The following is a 13551-nucleotide window of genomic DNA, read 5'->3' as shown; positions in this document are numbered from 1 at the left end:
GGTGGTCCGCCGGGCGGCGGGCCGCCTGCGGAACGGCGGCCCCGGTCCGGACCGGTCCCCGGGCTCCGGCGCCGGTCAGCGCAGTTCGGCGGTGAGCGACGCCTCGGCCGCGAGCGGCTGCGAGAGCGCGTCCAGGGCGCGGCGCAGCTGCGTGCTGGACGTGTGCACGGTGTACGGGAAGTAGACGACGTCCACGCCGACGGTCGCGAAGTCGGCCTCCAGCTTGTCGCCCTTGGGCGTGCCCCGCCAGTCGTCGCCCTTGAAGATCACGTCGAAGCGGACCTGCTTCCAGGTCTCCAGCTTGTCCGGAACCGTCTCCACGAAGGCCGCGTCCACGTACTTGACGCTGCGCACGATCTCCAGACGCTCCACCAGCGGGATCATCGGGCGGCGGCCCTTGGCCAGCTCGGCCATCTCGTCCGAGACCACTCCGGCGACCAGGTAGTCACACTGACTGCGCGCGTGGCGGAGGATGTTGAGATGTCCGATGTGGAACAGGTCGTAGGCGCCCGGGGCATAGCCGACCCGGTACGGCTTGCGCACGGACGAACCGGCTTCGGACATGTCTCGCTCCGTCATCGATAACCCCCCAGAGGCCGCACTCCCCAGTGCGGCGGATTATCAGACGATAGCGTGCACGTTCCGCACCGTGCGGGTGAACGAATAGGGTGGCGGCCGCGCCACCCAGGGGGGAAGGGGACCTTCAGTGTCCATATCCGGCCGCAGAACACTGCTTCTGGTGTCCACGAACTACGCACCCGAACACGCCGGAATCGGCCCATACGCCACGCAGATCGCGGAGCACTGGGCCGGTCTCGGCCATGACACCCACGTCTTCGCGGGCATGCCGCACTACCCCTCGTGGTCGCTGGACCCGCAGTACAAGGGGGCGTTCCAGCGCACCGAGAAGCGCGCGGGCGTCACCGTGCACCGGCGCAGGCACACGGTCCCGGGCCGTCAGACCGCCGTCAAGCGGGCCGCTTTCGAGGGCTCGATCCTGGTGCACGGCGCCGTGGCCCCGCCTCGGATGCCGAAGCCGCACGCGGTCCTCGCGCAGATGCCCAGCCTGGCCGGCGGCGTGCTGGCCGCCCGGCTCGCCGCGCGCTGGAAGGTCCCGTACGTCCCGGTGGTCCAGGACCTGATGGGCGCGGCCGCCGCGCAGAGCGGGATCAGCGGCGGCGACAAGGCCGCGGCGCTGGCCGCCAGGGCGGAGGCGTACGCGCTGAAGCGGGCCACCCTGGTCGGCGTCATCCACGAGACCTTCGTGGACAAGGTCGTCGCGATGGGGGTGGACCCGAAGCGGATCCGCCTCGTCCCGAACTGGTCGCACGTCGAGGTCCCTTCGGCGCCCCGCGGCGAGACCCGCCGCCACATGGGCTGGGCGCCGAACCAGACGGTCGTGCTGCACTCCGGCAACATGGGCCTCAAGCAGGGCCTCGAAGTCCTGGTGGGGGCGGCCAGGCTGGACCCGCGGGTCCGCTTCGTGCTGATGGGTGACGGAAGTCAGCGTTCCGCTTTGGCCGAACTGTCCGCTGACGTACCCAACCTGGACATCATCCCCCCTGCCGAGGACGGAAAGTTCCCGGATATCCTCGCCGCGGCGGACGTACTCGCTGTCACGCAGCACGCGGCCGTCCTGGACATGAGCGTGCCGTCCAAGCTGACCTCCTACTTCGCGGCCGGGCGACCGGTCGTCGCGTCGGTCGCGGCCGAAGGCGGCACCGCCCAGGAGGTCGAGCGCTCGGGCGCCGGTGTGCTCGTGGCACCGGAGGACCCGCGCGCCCTGCTCAAGGCCGTGCACGCACTGGCCGACGACCCGGTCACGGCCGACGAGCTCGGCGCCGCGGGCCCGCGCCACGTGGCCGCGAACCTCAGCCGCGAGGCGGGCCTGGCCCGGATCGACGCACTGATAGACGAAGCACTTGGGGGACCCCTGCCGTGACGGAGACGAACCGGCCCGCCGCGGCCGTGACCGCGGGCGAGGACGAACCGGACCTTCTGAGGGACCAGTTCCGGCAGCTGACCCGCTACCGGCGGATCCTGCTCGGCGGCATCGGCGTCGGCCTGGTCGGCGGCGCGTGGCTGGGGATCACCTCCGCCGACACGTACGTGGCCAGCTCCGACGTGGTGCTGCGGGCGCCCGCGCTGAACCCGTTCGACGCGAACGGCTCCTCCCCCGACAAGCTGATCAACATCGGCTCGGAGCGGCAGGCCGCCCTCGGCAACGAGGTCGCCAAGAACGCCGCCAAGGACCTCGGCGTGGCCGACGACGAGCTCGGCGCCCTGCGCCGGGGCCTGCAGGTCACCAACCCGCCGCAGACCCTCGTGCTGCGCTTCACGTACACCGCGAGCTCGCCGCAGCAGGCCGCCAAGCGGGCCAACGCGATGACCGAGGCGTACCTGAAGAACCGCCAGGCCGCGTACGAGGCCCAGCGGGACAACATGGTCAAGGCGAAGAAGCGGCAGGTCGCGCCCATCGCCGAGCGCATCGAGGACCTGAACAAGGAGATCAGCCGGACGCCCGACGGCCCCGGCCGGGACACGCTCTACACCCAGAAGGCCGAGGCGGCCAGCACCAAGGGCAGCATCGACGGCGACATCCAGAAGCTCGGCTCGCTGGACATGTCCCCGGGCCGGATCACCAACACCGCCACGCCGCCCAAGGCACCGGACGGCCCCGGTCTGATCATGTCGCTGCTGATCGGCGGCGCCGTCGGCCTGGCCATCGGCCTCCTCGCGGCCTGGGTGCGTCTCGTCTTCGACCCCGCGCCCCGCTCCGACGGCGACGTGGCCCGCGCCCTGCGCGCGCCCGTCCTCGGCAACCTGCCGCGCGACCGCACCGGCGGCGGACCGCTGCTCGCGGCCGGCGAGGCGGACCCGCGGCTCGCCGAGGAGTACCGCTCGGTGGCCTTCCGGCTCGCGTACGACGCCCGGTTCGCCGACCGGCGACGGCTGCTGGTGGTCGCCCCGCGCGGCTCCAGCGAGACGGCCGCCGCGGTCGCGGTGAACCTCGCCGCCTCCTTCGCCGAGACCGGCAAGGACGTGCTGATGATCGAGGCCGACCTGCGCACCCCGGTGCTGGCCAGCCAGCTGCGCACCGACACCGGTGCCCGGCCGCGCTGGAGCAGCCAGATGTCCGGCGCCGCCGAGACCGAGTGGCCCGACGGCCGCCAGCTCGTCGTGGACGCCGGCGAGTCCGGCTCCTTCGACCTGATCCCCGGCGAGCGCGTGCGCAACGTCGCCCGCGCCCTGACCTCGCAGCGGGCCTCCCGCCTGATCTCCGAGGCCGATTCCCCCAACTCGACCGTGGTGGTGCTGGCACCGCCCGTCCTGTCGTACGCCGACGCGCTCGCGCTCGTCGACCGTGTGGACGGCGTCCTGGTGGTCTGCGCCCCGCGTGCGGTGCACCGTACGGACCTGGTCCGCATCCGCGAGCTGATCAGCGGCGCGGGCGGCACGGTGCTGGGCGCGGTGCTGCACAGCGCGCTGCCGGCCGACAAGAAGGGCGGCCGGAAGGGCGGCAAGGGTGCCGGCCGGCGCCCCGAGCCGGCTCCGGCCGCCGCAGCACCGCCGCGGCGGCAGCACGTGCCGCCGCCGTCCGCCGCCGACCGCGAGCGGGAGCAGGTCCGGGACGCCGAGCGGGTGCCGGACCCGACGCAGCACATCCCCGGCGACGGCAGTGACACGGTCGCCCTGCGCATGGTCCGCCCGGGCGAGCGGTGACGGCCGCCCCCGGCGCGATACCGGGGCCCCGGACGGACGGACCGGCGGGCGGGGCTCCCCGTGAGCCCCGCCGGCTGGTCGCGGTGGTCTCGTCCGTACTGGACCAGGCCGCGTCCAGCCTGACCAACATCCTGGTCCTGGTGCTGGCCGCGCGGCTGTCGTCCGCCGAGGGCTTCGCCGCGTTCTCGATGGTCTACGTGGCCTTCAGCGTGCTGCTCGGGCTCAACATGGCCTACGTCGGCCAGACCGTGGTGCTGGAGCGCGGCCCGGGGACCGGCGCGGTGTGCCGGTCCGCGGTGGCGTTCACCGCCCTCGGCTCGGCGGCCGCCGGCGCGCTGACGGTGCCGGCCGGGCTGTTCGTGTCCGGGCCGGCCGGCGGGGCGTTCCTCGCCCTGGGCGCCGTACTCCCGCTGGTGCTGAGCCAGGACGGGCTGCGGTACTGCTTCTCCGCCCTGCGCCAGCCGCACCGGGCGCTGGCCGCCGACACCGTACGGCTGCTGTGCGTGCTCGGCGCGCTGGCCGCGCAGCCCCAGGGGGCCTCGCCGGCCCGGCTGGTGCTGGTGTGGGGCCTGTCGGCGCTGCCGGCGCTGGCGCTCGGGCTGTGGCTGCTGCGGCCGTTCACGGCGGGCGCGCGGGCGGACATACGCCCGTACCTGCGGCGGGGTCACCTGGGGCGCCGCTTCGTGGTCGAGTTCGCCGTGGGCAACGGCTCCAGCCAGCTCGCCGTCTTCGGGCTCGGCGTGCTGGCCACCCCGCTGGCGGTGGGTGCGCTGCGCGGTGCGACCACTCTCTTCGGGCCGCTGAACGTGCTGTTCAACTCCGCGAACGCCTTCGGGCCGCCGCTGCTCGGCCGGTTCCGCGGCAAGCGCGCGGTGGTCCGCGCCACGCTCGGCCTCGGCGGGGTGCTGGCGCTGGTGGGCGCGGGGTGGGGCGCGGCCCTGTACGCGCTGCCGGACCGGCTGGGCCGCGAACTGCTGGGCGCCACCTGGGACACGGCGGCCGCGCTGCTGCCGGCCACCGGGGCGCAGTACGCGGTGATGGGCCTCGGCACGTGTGCGCTGCTGACGCTGCGGGTGCTGAGCCCCAAGGCCACGCTGTCGGTGCAGGTCGTCTTCTCGCTGCTGTCCGTGGGCTTCCTGCTGGGCGGCTACGCGGTGTGGGGGGTGGCGGGGGCTGCGTGGGGGCTGGCGCTGGGCTCTGCGCTCAAGGCCGGTGCCGCGTGGTTTCGCGTCTCCCGGGTGGCCCCGGACGCCGGTGCCGCTGCCGGCCCATCGGGTGGCCCGGCGCAGCCCGCCCCGACCCCGGCCCAGGGCTGACCCCGCCGTCGGCCGCCCTGCGGGGCCGGTTCCCCTACCCACCCCTCTCCCGCTCACCGGGGCTCCGCCCCGGACCCCGCTTCCTCAAACGCCGGAGGGGCTGGGTACAGCCTCGCCGGCGTTTGAGGCGCGGGGGTCTGGGGCGGAGCCCCCAGGGAACGGAGGAAGGGCGGGTAGGGGACTTGCCCCGCAGGGATACGGGGCCCGGCGGCGCCGCTACGGCGTACCGCGACGCAGGCGGCGCAGCTCGCGCTGCAGCGCCCACGCGTCCGCGACCGGCCCGACATGCGCGAGCTTGTCGGGGTTGAGGACGAGACGAATCGCCTGCACCCGCCCTCCCAAGACGTCCAGCGCCATCGCCTGGACCACCCGCCCCTCCCGGTCACGGAAAATGGCTCCCGGCTGGCCGTTGACCTCCCGCGGCTCCAGCGTGACGTCGATCCCCGCCAGCCGGGGGAACACGGCCGCGAGCAGCCGGGCCACGTTGTCCGCGCCCACGATCGACCTGGCCAGCTGCGGCGTCTTGCCCCCGCCGTCCCCGGTCATCGCCACGTCGGCGGCCAGCAGGTCCTGGAGCCCCGCGACGTCGCCCTCGCGGAGGGCGTCGAAGAACCGGGCCGCCAGTGCGTCCCGCTCCCCGCGGTCCGCCTCGAAGCGGGGCCGGCCCTCGCGCATGTGCCTGCGCGCCCGGGACAGCAGCTGCCGACAGGCCGGCTCCGAGCGCCCCACCGCCCCGGCGATCTCGTCGAAACCGAAGGCGAACACGTCCCGCAGCACGAACACCGACCGCTCCAGCGGGGTGAGCCGCTCCAGCAGCAGCAGCGCGGCCATCGACAGCGAGTCGGCCAGTTCCGCGGACCGCGCCGGGTCCTCGTACGGGTCGGCGAGCAGCGGCTCGGGGAACCACGGGCCGACGTACTCCTCCCGCCGGACCCGCGCGGAGCGCAGTACGTCGATCGACAGGCGCGTGACCGTGGTGCACAGGTAGGACTTGACCGAGGCGGGCCGCGTCGTCGACCGGTCGTACCGCAGCCAGGCCTCCTGTACGGCGTCCTCGGCCTCCGCGACGCTGCCCAGGATCCGGTACGCGATCGAGAACAGCAGCGGCCGCAGCTCCTCGAACTCCTCGGTCTTGCCCATGTCGTGCCTCCCCCTCGTGTCCCCGCCGCCGTTCAGTGGAACTGGCCCGGCACGTAGTCGCCGGCCGGCTGCTGGGTGATCACGTTCAGCCTGTTCACCATGTTCATGAACGAAACCAGCACCACCAGGGCGGTGAGCTGCTCCTCGTCGTAGTGCCGGGCGGCCCGCTCCCAGACCCCGTCGCTGACGCCGCCGGCGCCGTCGCCGACGCGGGTGCCCTCCTCGGCCAGTTCCAGCGCCGCGCGCTCGGCCTCGGTGAAGACCTTGGCCTCCCGCCAGGCCGCCACCAGGTTCAGCCGTACCGCGGTCTCGCCCGCGGCCGCCGCGTCCTTGGTGTGCATGTCGATGCAGACGGCGCAGCCGTTGATCTGGCTGACGCGCAGGGCCACCAGCTCCTGCGTCGCGGCCGGCAGCGCCGACGCCCTGAGCTCCCGGCCCGCGGCCATCAGGTGCTTGAAGGCCTTGGGGGCGTTCGGGCCGGTGACGAAGTCCAGTCGCGCGTCCATGGGGTGCTCCTCCGGTGTGGTGTGGGGCTACACCCACGGGACGGGACAGCCCCGCTGTCCGTGACAGGGTCCCGAGGTGACCCGCGTCACACCCCTCCGGGCTGGGCCGGGGCGGGCTCCGGCTCCGGGGGCCCGGGCGGGTCCCCGCCCTGCTCCGGGTCCTCGGGGGACTCCCGTTCCCTCGCAGCGCGGAGGGCCGTGTGGACCGCCCAGACGACCGAGACCAGCGGGACCGCCACCACCGCGCCCACGATGCCGGCGGCGATGGTGCCGGCGACGACCGAGATCGCGACCACCAGCGGGTGCAGCCGGACCGCCCAGCTCATGACCAGGGGGTGCAGCAGATGGCCCTCGATCTGGCCGATGACCACGATCAGCGCGACCACGATCCCGGCCACCAGCGGCCCCTTCGACGCCAGCGCGACCACCGCTGCCACCGCCAGCGCCACCGGCGAGCCGATCAGCGGCACGAAGGCGGCGAAGAACTCCAGCAGCGCCAGCGGCACCGCGAGCGGCACCCCCAGGAAGTACAGGGCGATGCCGACCAGGGCCGCGTTGACGGCCGCCACCAGCACGATGCCGTGGGTGTAGCCGGTGAACGTGCGCCAGGCGGCCTCCCCCGCCACTCCCCAGCGCCCGCGCACCCCCTCCGGCAGCTGCCCGCGGTACCAGGCCCACATCCGGTCGCCGGAGTACGTGAAGAACACCGCGGAGAACAGCGCGAGGGCCAGCACCGTCAGGACGTGCACCAGCTGGCCGGCGCCGCTGAGCGCGGTGGACACCAGGGTCGACCGGTGGCTCGACAGGTACTCGCCGACCTTGGCCTGGAGGTTGCCCAGCGCCTGCGGGTCCACGTGGAACGGCGGCCGGGACAGCCACTCCTGGATGCTGTCGAGCCCGTCGCGGAACTCCCGCACCAGCGTGGTGCGCTCCCCCGCCACGGCCTCCCCCACGAAGGCCAGGAGCCCCAGGACCAGCGCGATGCTGCCGAGCATCGTCAGGCCCACCGCGAGCCCGCGCGGCAGGCCCCGGGCCACCAGGTCGGCGACCGGCCGCAGCAGCGCGGTGACCACCAGGCCCAGGAACAGGGCCACGCCGATCTCGTGGAAGCGGCCGAGGACGGCGAAGACCGCGTACACGGCGGCGGCGACGACGATCAGGCGCCACGCGTACGCCGCGGCCGTGCGCAGGAGCGGTGACACCCGGGGCTGCATGCCCTTGGACGTACCACCGGCGGCCGGATCCGCCACGCCCCGGGCCCGAGGTTCCCCCGACCGGGGGGCCGTACGGGCGACCCGCGCCGGGCCGTCCGCCCCCGGAGCCCGGCGGGCCCGAGGCTGGCCCCGTGTCCCTCGTCCTCCCGGTCGTCTTCGCCGTGTTCGCCGCCTTCAGCAACGCGGCCGCCACCGTGCTCCAGCGGCGGGCGGCCCTCACCGTGCCGCAGAGCGAGGGCTTCCGGCCGGGCCTGGTCCTGGACCTGCTGAAACGGCCGCTCTGGCTGGGCGGCATCGCGGCCGTGATCGCGGCCGGGGCGGGCCAGGCGCTGGCCCTGGCGACCGGTCCGCTGTCGCTCGTACAGCCCCTGTTCGTGCTGGAGCTGCCGCTGGCCCTGCTGATCGCCTCGCTGTTCGCCCGGCAGCCGCTGCCCGGCGCGCTGTGGCTCGCGGTGGCGGCCGTGGTGGCCGGGCTGGCGGTGGCGATGGTGGCGGCGTCGCCGGACGGCAACCGTACGCACGTGCCCCTGGACCGGTGGGTGCCGGCCCTGGCCGGGTGCGCGGTGGCGGTGTGCGCGCTGGCGGTGGCGGGGCTGCGGCGCCCGCCGGGCCGGGCCCGGGCCGGCTGCCTGGGCGCGGCCACCGCGGTCTGCTACGCGGTGACGGCGGCGCTGATGAAGTCGGCCGTGCACGTGCTGGACGAGCGGGGTCCCGGCGGCTTCCTGACGGCCTGGCAGACGTACGCCTTCGCCCTCTCCGGGATCGTCGCGCTGCTGCTCCTGGAGCACGCCATGCAGGGCGGCCCGCTGATCGCCTCGCAGCCCGCCCTCACCCTGGGGGACGCGAGCCTGAGCCTGCTGCTGGGGGTGCTGCTGTACGAGGAGCACGTACGGGCGGGCTGGTGGCTGGTCCCGGAGCTCGCGGGGCTGGCGCTGATCGTGACGGGCGTCCTGGCCCTCTCCCGCCGGTCACCGGAGGAGGAGGCGGCCGGAGCGGTGGCCGAATAGGGCCGCCCGGCGGGACCCGGCTGCCTAGGCTGGCCCGTCATGAACACGCTTGAGGTGATCCACGACGTCCCGGTCCTGCTCTGCTCCGCCGAGGGTGCGCCCGTACGCGGCGAGGCCGAGGCGCTCGACCTCATCGGCGAGGCCTGGTACCAGGGCGCGCAGTGGGTGGTCGTGCCGGCCGGGCGGTTCGACGACGCGTTCTTCCGGCTGCGCACGCGGGTGGCCGGGGACATCGTCCAGAAGCTGGTCAACTACCGCATGGGGATGGTGGTGCTGGGCGACGTCTCGCGGCACACGGAGGCGAGCGGGGCGCTGCGGGACTTCGTCCGCGAGTGCAACCGCGGCAGCCAGACCTGGTTCCTGCCGGACCTGGACGCCCTCCGCGCCCGGCTCGCCGGCTGACCGCGGAGGGGCGCGACCGGGCCCGGTCCGTCGCCGTCGGGCGTCGGGCGTCGGGCGTCGGGCGTCGCAACACCGTCGTCGGCCGTCAGCGCAGGGTGCGCTTGTCCTGACGGTGGGTCATGACGATGGCCAGGCACAGCCCGGCGATCGCCACCCGGCCCGAGGCCTGCAGGAGCGGGCCGCGCAGCAGGATGAACGAGTAGCCCGCCACCAGCGGGACGACGACCGAGATCAGGCTGCCCGGGGGCGAGCGCCGGGTGGCGCGGCGCGCGTACCTGCGGTCGACCCGGGCGGACGCGTACCCCAGGCCCAGCAGTCCCGCGCCCATGCCCACGGGTCCGAAGTCCAGCCACAGCTCCGCCCACACCGGGGAGGAGAGGTTGGTGTTGACGGTGCCCATCCACTGGCCGACCATCACGCCCGTGTCGCGCGGTTTCCCGGGCCAGACCGAGCGCGGCACGATGAAGAACACCGAGCCGGCCAGCTGGCGCCCGTAGAAGTAGCCGGGGCCGGAGTCGGCGAAGGTGATGGTGTTGGCGAACATGCCGACCTGGTCGTAGTCCTTGAGCGCCATGGGCTCCAGGAACGAGGTCGTCTCGACCGGCTTGTAGTTCTTCTCGTCGTACCGGAACCGGTCGGCGAAGGGGAAGATCAGCAGGGCCGCGATCACGCCCATGCTGAGCGCCACCCGGTACATCGCCGCGCTCACCGGGAAGACGGTGAAGAGCAGCGAGAACATCACGGTCATGAACCAGTAGCGCGGGTTCGAGACCGGGTTGTTGACGATGGTGTTGAGCACGACCAGCGCGGCCGTGGTGGCGATGACCGAGGGCATCCGGCGGGCCCGCGTCGACGTGACCAGCCAGCGGGTGTACATCAGCAGGGCCAGCAGGGCCGGCACCGTGCCGAAGCCGCGCAGGAAGGCCTGGCCCGCCTGGCTGTCGTCGGCGGAGACGCCCGCCTCCTCGATCCCGGCGATGATCTCCTGCCGGCTGCTGAAGAAGACGGCGGGGCCGCCGAGCTTGACGATGAACAGCGCGGAGCAGACGAAGGCGATGACCGTCAGCAGCTGGAGCCGGCGCCGGTGCACCATCACCGGCCGCTGCTCCTTGTCCGTGCGGCGGTTGGGCCGGCTGCGGGCCAGCAGCGCGCCGACGTCGAAGGCGATGCAGCCGAGCAGGATGAGCGCGATGGCCTGGGTGAGGTCGGACCGGGGGCCGACCACGGGCGTCGGGACCTGGCCCAGCACCGCCTGGGCGAGGGGCGCCACGCCCAGCGCCATGTAGACGAAGAGCCAGAAGGAACCCTGGAGCAGCTTGCGGCGGCTGGTCAGGATCATGCCCGAGAGGCGGGCGCCGGCGTACATGGTGAGGGCGAGCTGGAGCCAGAAGGCCGCGTCGCGCACACCGGCCCCGGACTGGGAGGCGATGAACAGCGGCAGGAAGACGGTGAACCCGAGCGCCAGCGGCACCGACAGGGCGCGGGAGAGCAGCGTGCGGGGGGTGGTGACCTTGCCCCACTGCGCCTCGTCGCGCTCGTCGCGTCCGCGCGGCGGCACGGGCGGCCGGGGCCCCGACCCCGCGGGCGCGCCCGGCGTGGGTCCCTGTATGTCTGTCGCCGCCACCGCGCCCCCACCCCTGTCGTGCAATTCGGCCCGAAGTCTAGTCAGCGCTGCGCGGACCGGCGATGGGCGGTCCGTTGAACCGATAATGTGAACGCCCGGTGCCAGGGGGGTGCCGGTGGGGGTGAATCGATGCGTGATCTCCCGGCCTTCACGTTGGCCGGTTACGACAAGGGCCGGGGCAAGCTGACCCAGGCGCTCTGGTTCGCCGTGATGAACACGGTCTTCATGGCCTGGTTCACGCCGGCCCGCGTGCGGGTGGCCCTGCTGCGCGCCTTCGGCGCCGAGATCGGTACGGGCGTGCTCATCCGGCACCGCGTCCGCGTCCTGTGGCCCTGGAAGCTCCGCATCGGCGACCACACCTGGATCGGCGAGGGCGCCTGGCTGCTGAACCTGGAGCCGGTCACCATCGGGGCCAACGTGTGCGTGTCCCAGGAGGCGCTGCTGTGCACCGGCAGCCACGACCACCGGGCCGCCGACTTCCGCTACCGCAACGCCCCCATCACCGTCGAGGACGGCGCGTGGGTCGCGGCCCGCGCCACCGTGCTCGCCGGGGTCACCGTCGGCCGCCACGCGGTGGCCGCCGCCGGGTCCGTGGTCCACCAGGACCTGCCCGAGCTGACGCTGCAGACCATGGACGGGCGCCGTCGCGCCGTCGACGAGCCCAAGTGAGGGTCCACCAGTGAGAGTCCTGCACGCGGTCACGCTGCATTCCCCCACCCACGCCTTCGGCGGCCCCGTACGGGTGGCCCTGAACCTCTCCAAGGGCCTGCGGGCCCGCGGGCACGAGGCCGCCCTCGTGGCGCTCGGCGAGGGCTTCGACGACCCCTGGCCCACCGAGGTCGAGGGGGTGCCCGCACGCCTCTACCCGGCGCGCAGGCTGCTGCCGCTCGGCTTCAGCGGGATGACCTCGCCCGCGCTGCTGGCCCGGGCCGGCCGGCTGGTGCGGGACGCGGACCTGGTCCACGTCCACCTGGCCCGCGACCTGGTGACGCTGCCCGTGGCCCTGGCCGCGCTGCGCGCCGGCAAGCCGCTGGTGCTGCAGACCCACGGCATGGTGGACCCGAGCGGGAAGCTGCTGGCCAAGGTGCTGGACGCGGTGGCGGTGCGCCGGCTGCTGCGCGGCGCGGGCGCGGTGCTGTACCTGACGCCGCACGAGCGCGAGGCGCTGGACGCGGTGGTCGGCGGCACCGGGCTGGCGAACACGGTACGGCTGGTCAACGGCGTACCGGCGCAGGACGAGCGGCCGCCGCTGGCCGGCCCGCCGCGGATCCTGTACTCGGCACGGCTGCAGGCCCGCAAGCGGCCGGTGGACTTCGTGCGGGCCGCGGCGCTGGTGCGGGAGCGGGTGCCGGACGCGGAGTTCGTGGTGGCCGGTCCCGACGAGGGCGAACTGGCCGCCGTCTCCGAGGCGGTCGGCTCGCTGGGGCTGGACGACTCGGTCTCCGTTCCCGGGGCGCTGACCAGCGCGCAGGTGCTCTCGGAGCTGCGGCGGGCGCACGTGTACGTCCTGCCGTCGGTGGACGAGCCGTTCCCGATGTCGGTGCTGGAGGCCCTCGCCGTGGGCGTGCCCGCCGTGGTCACGCACTCCAACGGGCTGGCCCGCGACATCGCCGGCGCCGGCGCCGGACGCGCGGTCGAGCCGGGCCCCGAGGGGGTGGCCGCCGCGGTGCTGGAGCTGCTGGAGGAGGAGGCGAACCGGGACGCGTCCATCGCCGCCCGCAAGCTGGCCGCGGAGTCCTTCTCGATGGACGCGGTGCTGGACACGCTGCTCGACACGTACGCGCGGGTGGCCGAGTAGGAAGCGGAGAGGGCCCGTACCCACATGGCGACACGTGGGTACGGGCCCTCTCTGCTGCGCGGGAGCCGACGGCTACGCGGGGATCCAGGCGTAGCAGCCGGTGGAGACGAACTCCGCGGTGCCCGCGGGGATCTTCGCGGTGATCTTCTCGCCGGGCTTGGTGCCCAGCTCCGGGCCGGCGGCCAGGCTCTTGCCCGAGCTGCTCCTGGCCTGCCAGGTGCAGCTCGCCGTCGGGGCCGGGGCGCGGTACGTGCCCGGCTCCGGCCGCTTGTGGGTGCCGTCCCCGAAGCCCTGCTTGGCGGCGGCCAGGACCGGCTTCTGCTCGGGGCAGAGGTACGGGATGGCCTCCTCGGCGGCGGGGATCTCACCCGCGACGATGGAGGCCACGGCGGCGTCCTTGTCGTGCTTGGCGGTTCGGGCGACCCGCTGGCAGGCCTCCTGTCCCGTCTGGAGGACGGCCGCCGGATCGGTCTTCTCGGGCACCCGCCCGCTCAGGTACTTCTTCTCCTGCGGGGTGAAGGACCCGGTGACCGGCTTGAGAGAGTCGTCCGAGACGACCGGCCCGGTGGGCTTGGCCGCGGGCGGCACGGTCGAGGGCTCGGCGGTGGGCGGCTCCGGCGCAGAGGAGCTGGCCGGCGGCTTGGCGTTGGCGGTGCCGCCGTCGGCCTTGTCGCCCGAGCTGCAGGCGGTGAGCGTGAGGGCGGCGGCCAGCAGGGCCCCGGCCGCGACGCGTCGGTTCAGGTGACGCATGAGGTGGCTCCAGGTGTGTCGGTGCAGGTGCGGGGTCCGGCCTGGTGGGCCGGACCCCGCACCTTCGTTCA

The 13551-nt window shown here is 74.2% G+C and carries 13 protein-coding genes; 7 read left to right on the top strand and 6 right to left on the bottom strand.

Going from position 1 to position 13551, the window contains the following annotated elements; all coding sequences use genetic code 11:
* Positions 1 to 75: 75 nt before the first annotated feature.
* The gene (locus ACIQUQ_RS01655; RefSeq protein WP_403969942.1) at positions 76 to 564 is read right to left on the bottom strand and encodes an adenylyltransferase/cytidyltransferase family protein; all 489 of its coding nucleotides are present in this window, start codon (positions 562 to 564) and stop codon (positions 76 to 78) included.
* A gap of 172 nt (positions 565 to 736) precedes the next feature.
* Here ACIQUQ_RS01655 and ACIQUQ_RS01650 point away from each other — a divergent pair, with 172 nt between their 5' ends.
* The 3 genes from ACIQUQ_RS01650 to ACIQUQ_RS01640 all read left to right on the top strand — a co-directional run bounded on the left by ACIQUQ_RS01650 (position 737) and on the right by ACIQUQ_RS01640 (position 5039).
* Positions 737 to 1942 carry a glycosyltransferase family 4 protein gene (locus ACIQUQ_RS01650; RefSeq protein WP_403970557.1) on the top strand — a complete coding sequence of 402 codons (1206 nt, stop codon included), beginning with the start codon at positions 737 to 739 and terminating at the stop codon, positions 1940 to 1942.
* Positions 1939 to 3723, top strand: a complete 1785-nt coding sequence (locus ACIQUQ_RS01645; protein ID WP_403969939.1) for a lipopolysaccharide biosynthesis protein — start codon at positions 1939 to 1941, stop codon at positions 3721 to 3723. Before ACIQUQ_RS01650 ends, ACIQUQ_RS01645 begins: the two co-directional genes overlap by 4 nt.
* An 83-nt stretch (positions 3724 to 3806) precedes the next feature.
* Positions 3807 to 5039 (top strand): hypothetical protein, encoded by a 1233-nt coding sequence (locus ACIQUQ_RS01640; protein ID WP_403969936.1) that lies wholly within the window; start codon positions 3807 to 3809, stop codon positions 5037 to 5039.
* A gap of 216 nt (positions 5040 to 5255) precedes the next feature.
* Here the strand turns inward: ACIQUQ_RS01640 and ACIQUQ_RS01635 are convergent, their stop codons facing one another.
* The 3 genes from ACIQUQ_RS01635 to ACIQUQ_RS01625 all read right to left on the bottom strand — a co-directional run bounded on the left by ACIQUQ_RS01635 (position 5256) and on the right by ACIQUQ_RS01625 (position 7899).
* Positions 5256 to 6179 (bottom strand): RNA polymerase sigma-70 factor, encoded by a 924-nt coding sequence (locus ACIQUQ_RS01635; RefSeq protein WP_403969933.1) that lies wholly within the window; start codon positions 6177 to 6179, stop codon positions 5256 to 5258.
* A 32-nt stretch (positions 6180 to 6211) separates the two neighbouring features.
* Entirely contained in the window at positions 6212 to 6685 is a 474-nt protein-coding gene (locus ACIQUQ_RS01630; protein ID WP_403969930.1) for a carboxymuconolactone decarboxylase family protein, read from the bottom strand.
* A gap of 86 nt (positions 6686 to 6771) precedes the next feature.
* Positions 6772 to 7899: an AI-2E family transporter gene (locus ACIQUQ_RS01625; protein WP_403969927.1), complete on the bottom strand. Its 1128-nt coding sequence runs from the start codon at positions 7897 to 7899 to the stop codon at positions 6772 to 6774.
* 131 nt (positions 7900 to 8030) lie between these two features.
* On the opposite strand from ACIQUQ_RS01625, the gene ACIQUQ_RS01620 reads away from it, so the two are divergent.
* Positions 8031 to 8906, top strand: a complete 876-nt coding sequence (locus tag ACIQUQ_RS01620) for a DMT family transporter (protein WP_403969924.1) — start codon at positions 8031 to 8033, stop codon at positions 8904 to 8906.
* A 39-nt stretch (positions 8907 to 8945) separates the two neighbouring features.
* A complete protein-coding gene (locus ACIQUQ_RS01615; RefSeq protein WP_403969921.1) occupies positions 8946 to 9308 on the top strand; it encodes a DUF4180 domain-containing protein in 363 nt (120 codons plus the stop codon).
* Between the two features lie 85 nt (positions 9309 to 9393).
* On the opposite strand, the gene ACIQUQ_RS01610 is transcribed toward ACIQUQ_RS01615, so the two are convergent.
* The gene (locus ACIQUQ_RS01610; protein ID WP_403969918.1) at positions 9394 to 10866 is read right to left on the bottom strand and encodes a hypothetical protein; all 1473 of its coding nucleotides are present in this window, start codon (positions 10864 to 10866) and stop codon (positions 9394 to 9396) included.
* A gap of 195 nt (positions 10867 to 11061) precedes the next feature.
* On the opposite strand from ACIQUQ_RS01610, the gene ACIQUQ_RS01605 reads away from it, so the two are divergent.
* Together ACIQUQ_RS01605 and ACIQUQ_RS01600 are read left to right on the top strand one after the other, a co-directional pair.
* Positions 11062 to 11601: a WcaF family extracellular polysaccharide biosynthesis acetyltransferase gene (locus ACIQUQ_RS01605; protein WP_403969916.1), complete on the top strand. Its 540-nt coding sequence runs from the start codon at positions 11062 to 11064 to the stop codon at positions 11599 to 11601.
* A 10-nt stretch (positions 11602 to 11611) separates the two neighbouring features.
* A complete protein-coding gene (locus ACIQUQ_RS01600) occupies positions 11612 to 12730 on the top strand; it encodes a glycosyltransferase (RefSeq protein WP_403969913.1) in 1119 nt (372 codons plus the stop codon).
* A gap of 72 nt (positions 12731 to 12802) precedes the next feature.
* On the opposite strand, the gene ACIQUQ_RS01595 is transcribed toward ACIQUQ_RS01600, so the two are convergent.
* The gene (locus tag ACIQUQ_RS01595; protein ID WP_403969910.1) at positions 12803 to 13480 is read right to left on the bottom strand and encodes a hypothetical protein; all 678 of its coding nucleotides are present in this window, start codon (positions 13478 to 13480) and stop codon (positions 12803 to 12805) included.
* Between the last annotated feature and the right edge of the window lie 71 nt (positions 13481 to 13551).

Origin of the sequence: Streptomyces sp. NPDC101118 (assembly GCF_044759445.1) — a bacterium.
Taxonomy (GTDB): domain Bacteria; phylum Actinomycetota; class Actinomycetes; order Streptomycetales; family Streptomycetaceae; genus Streptomyces.
This window is presented reverse-complemented; position numbering and strand designations above follow the sequence as displayed.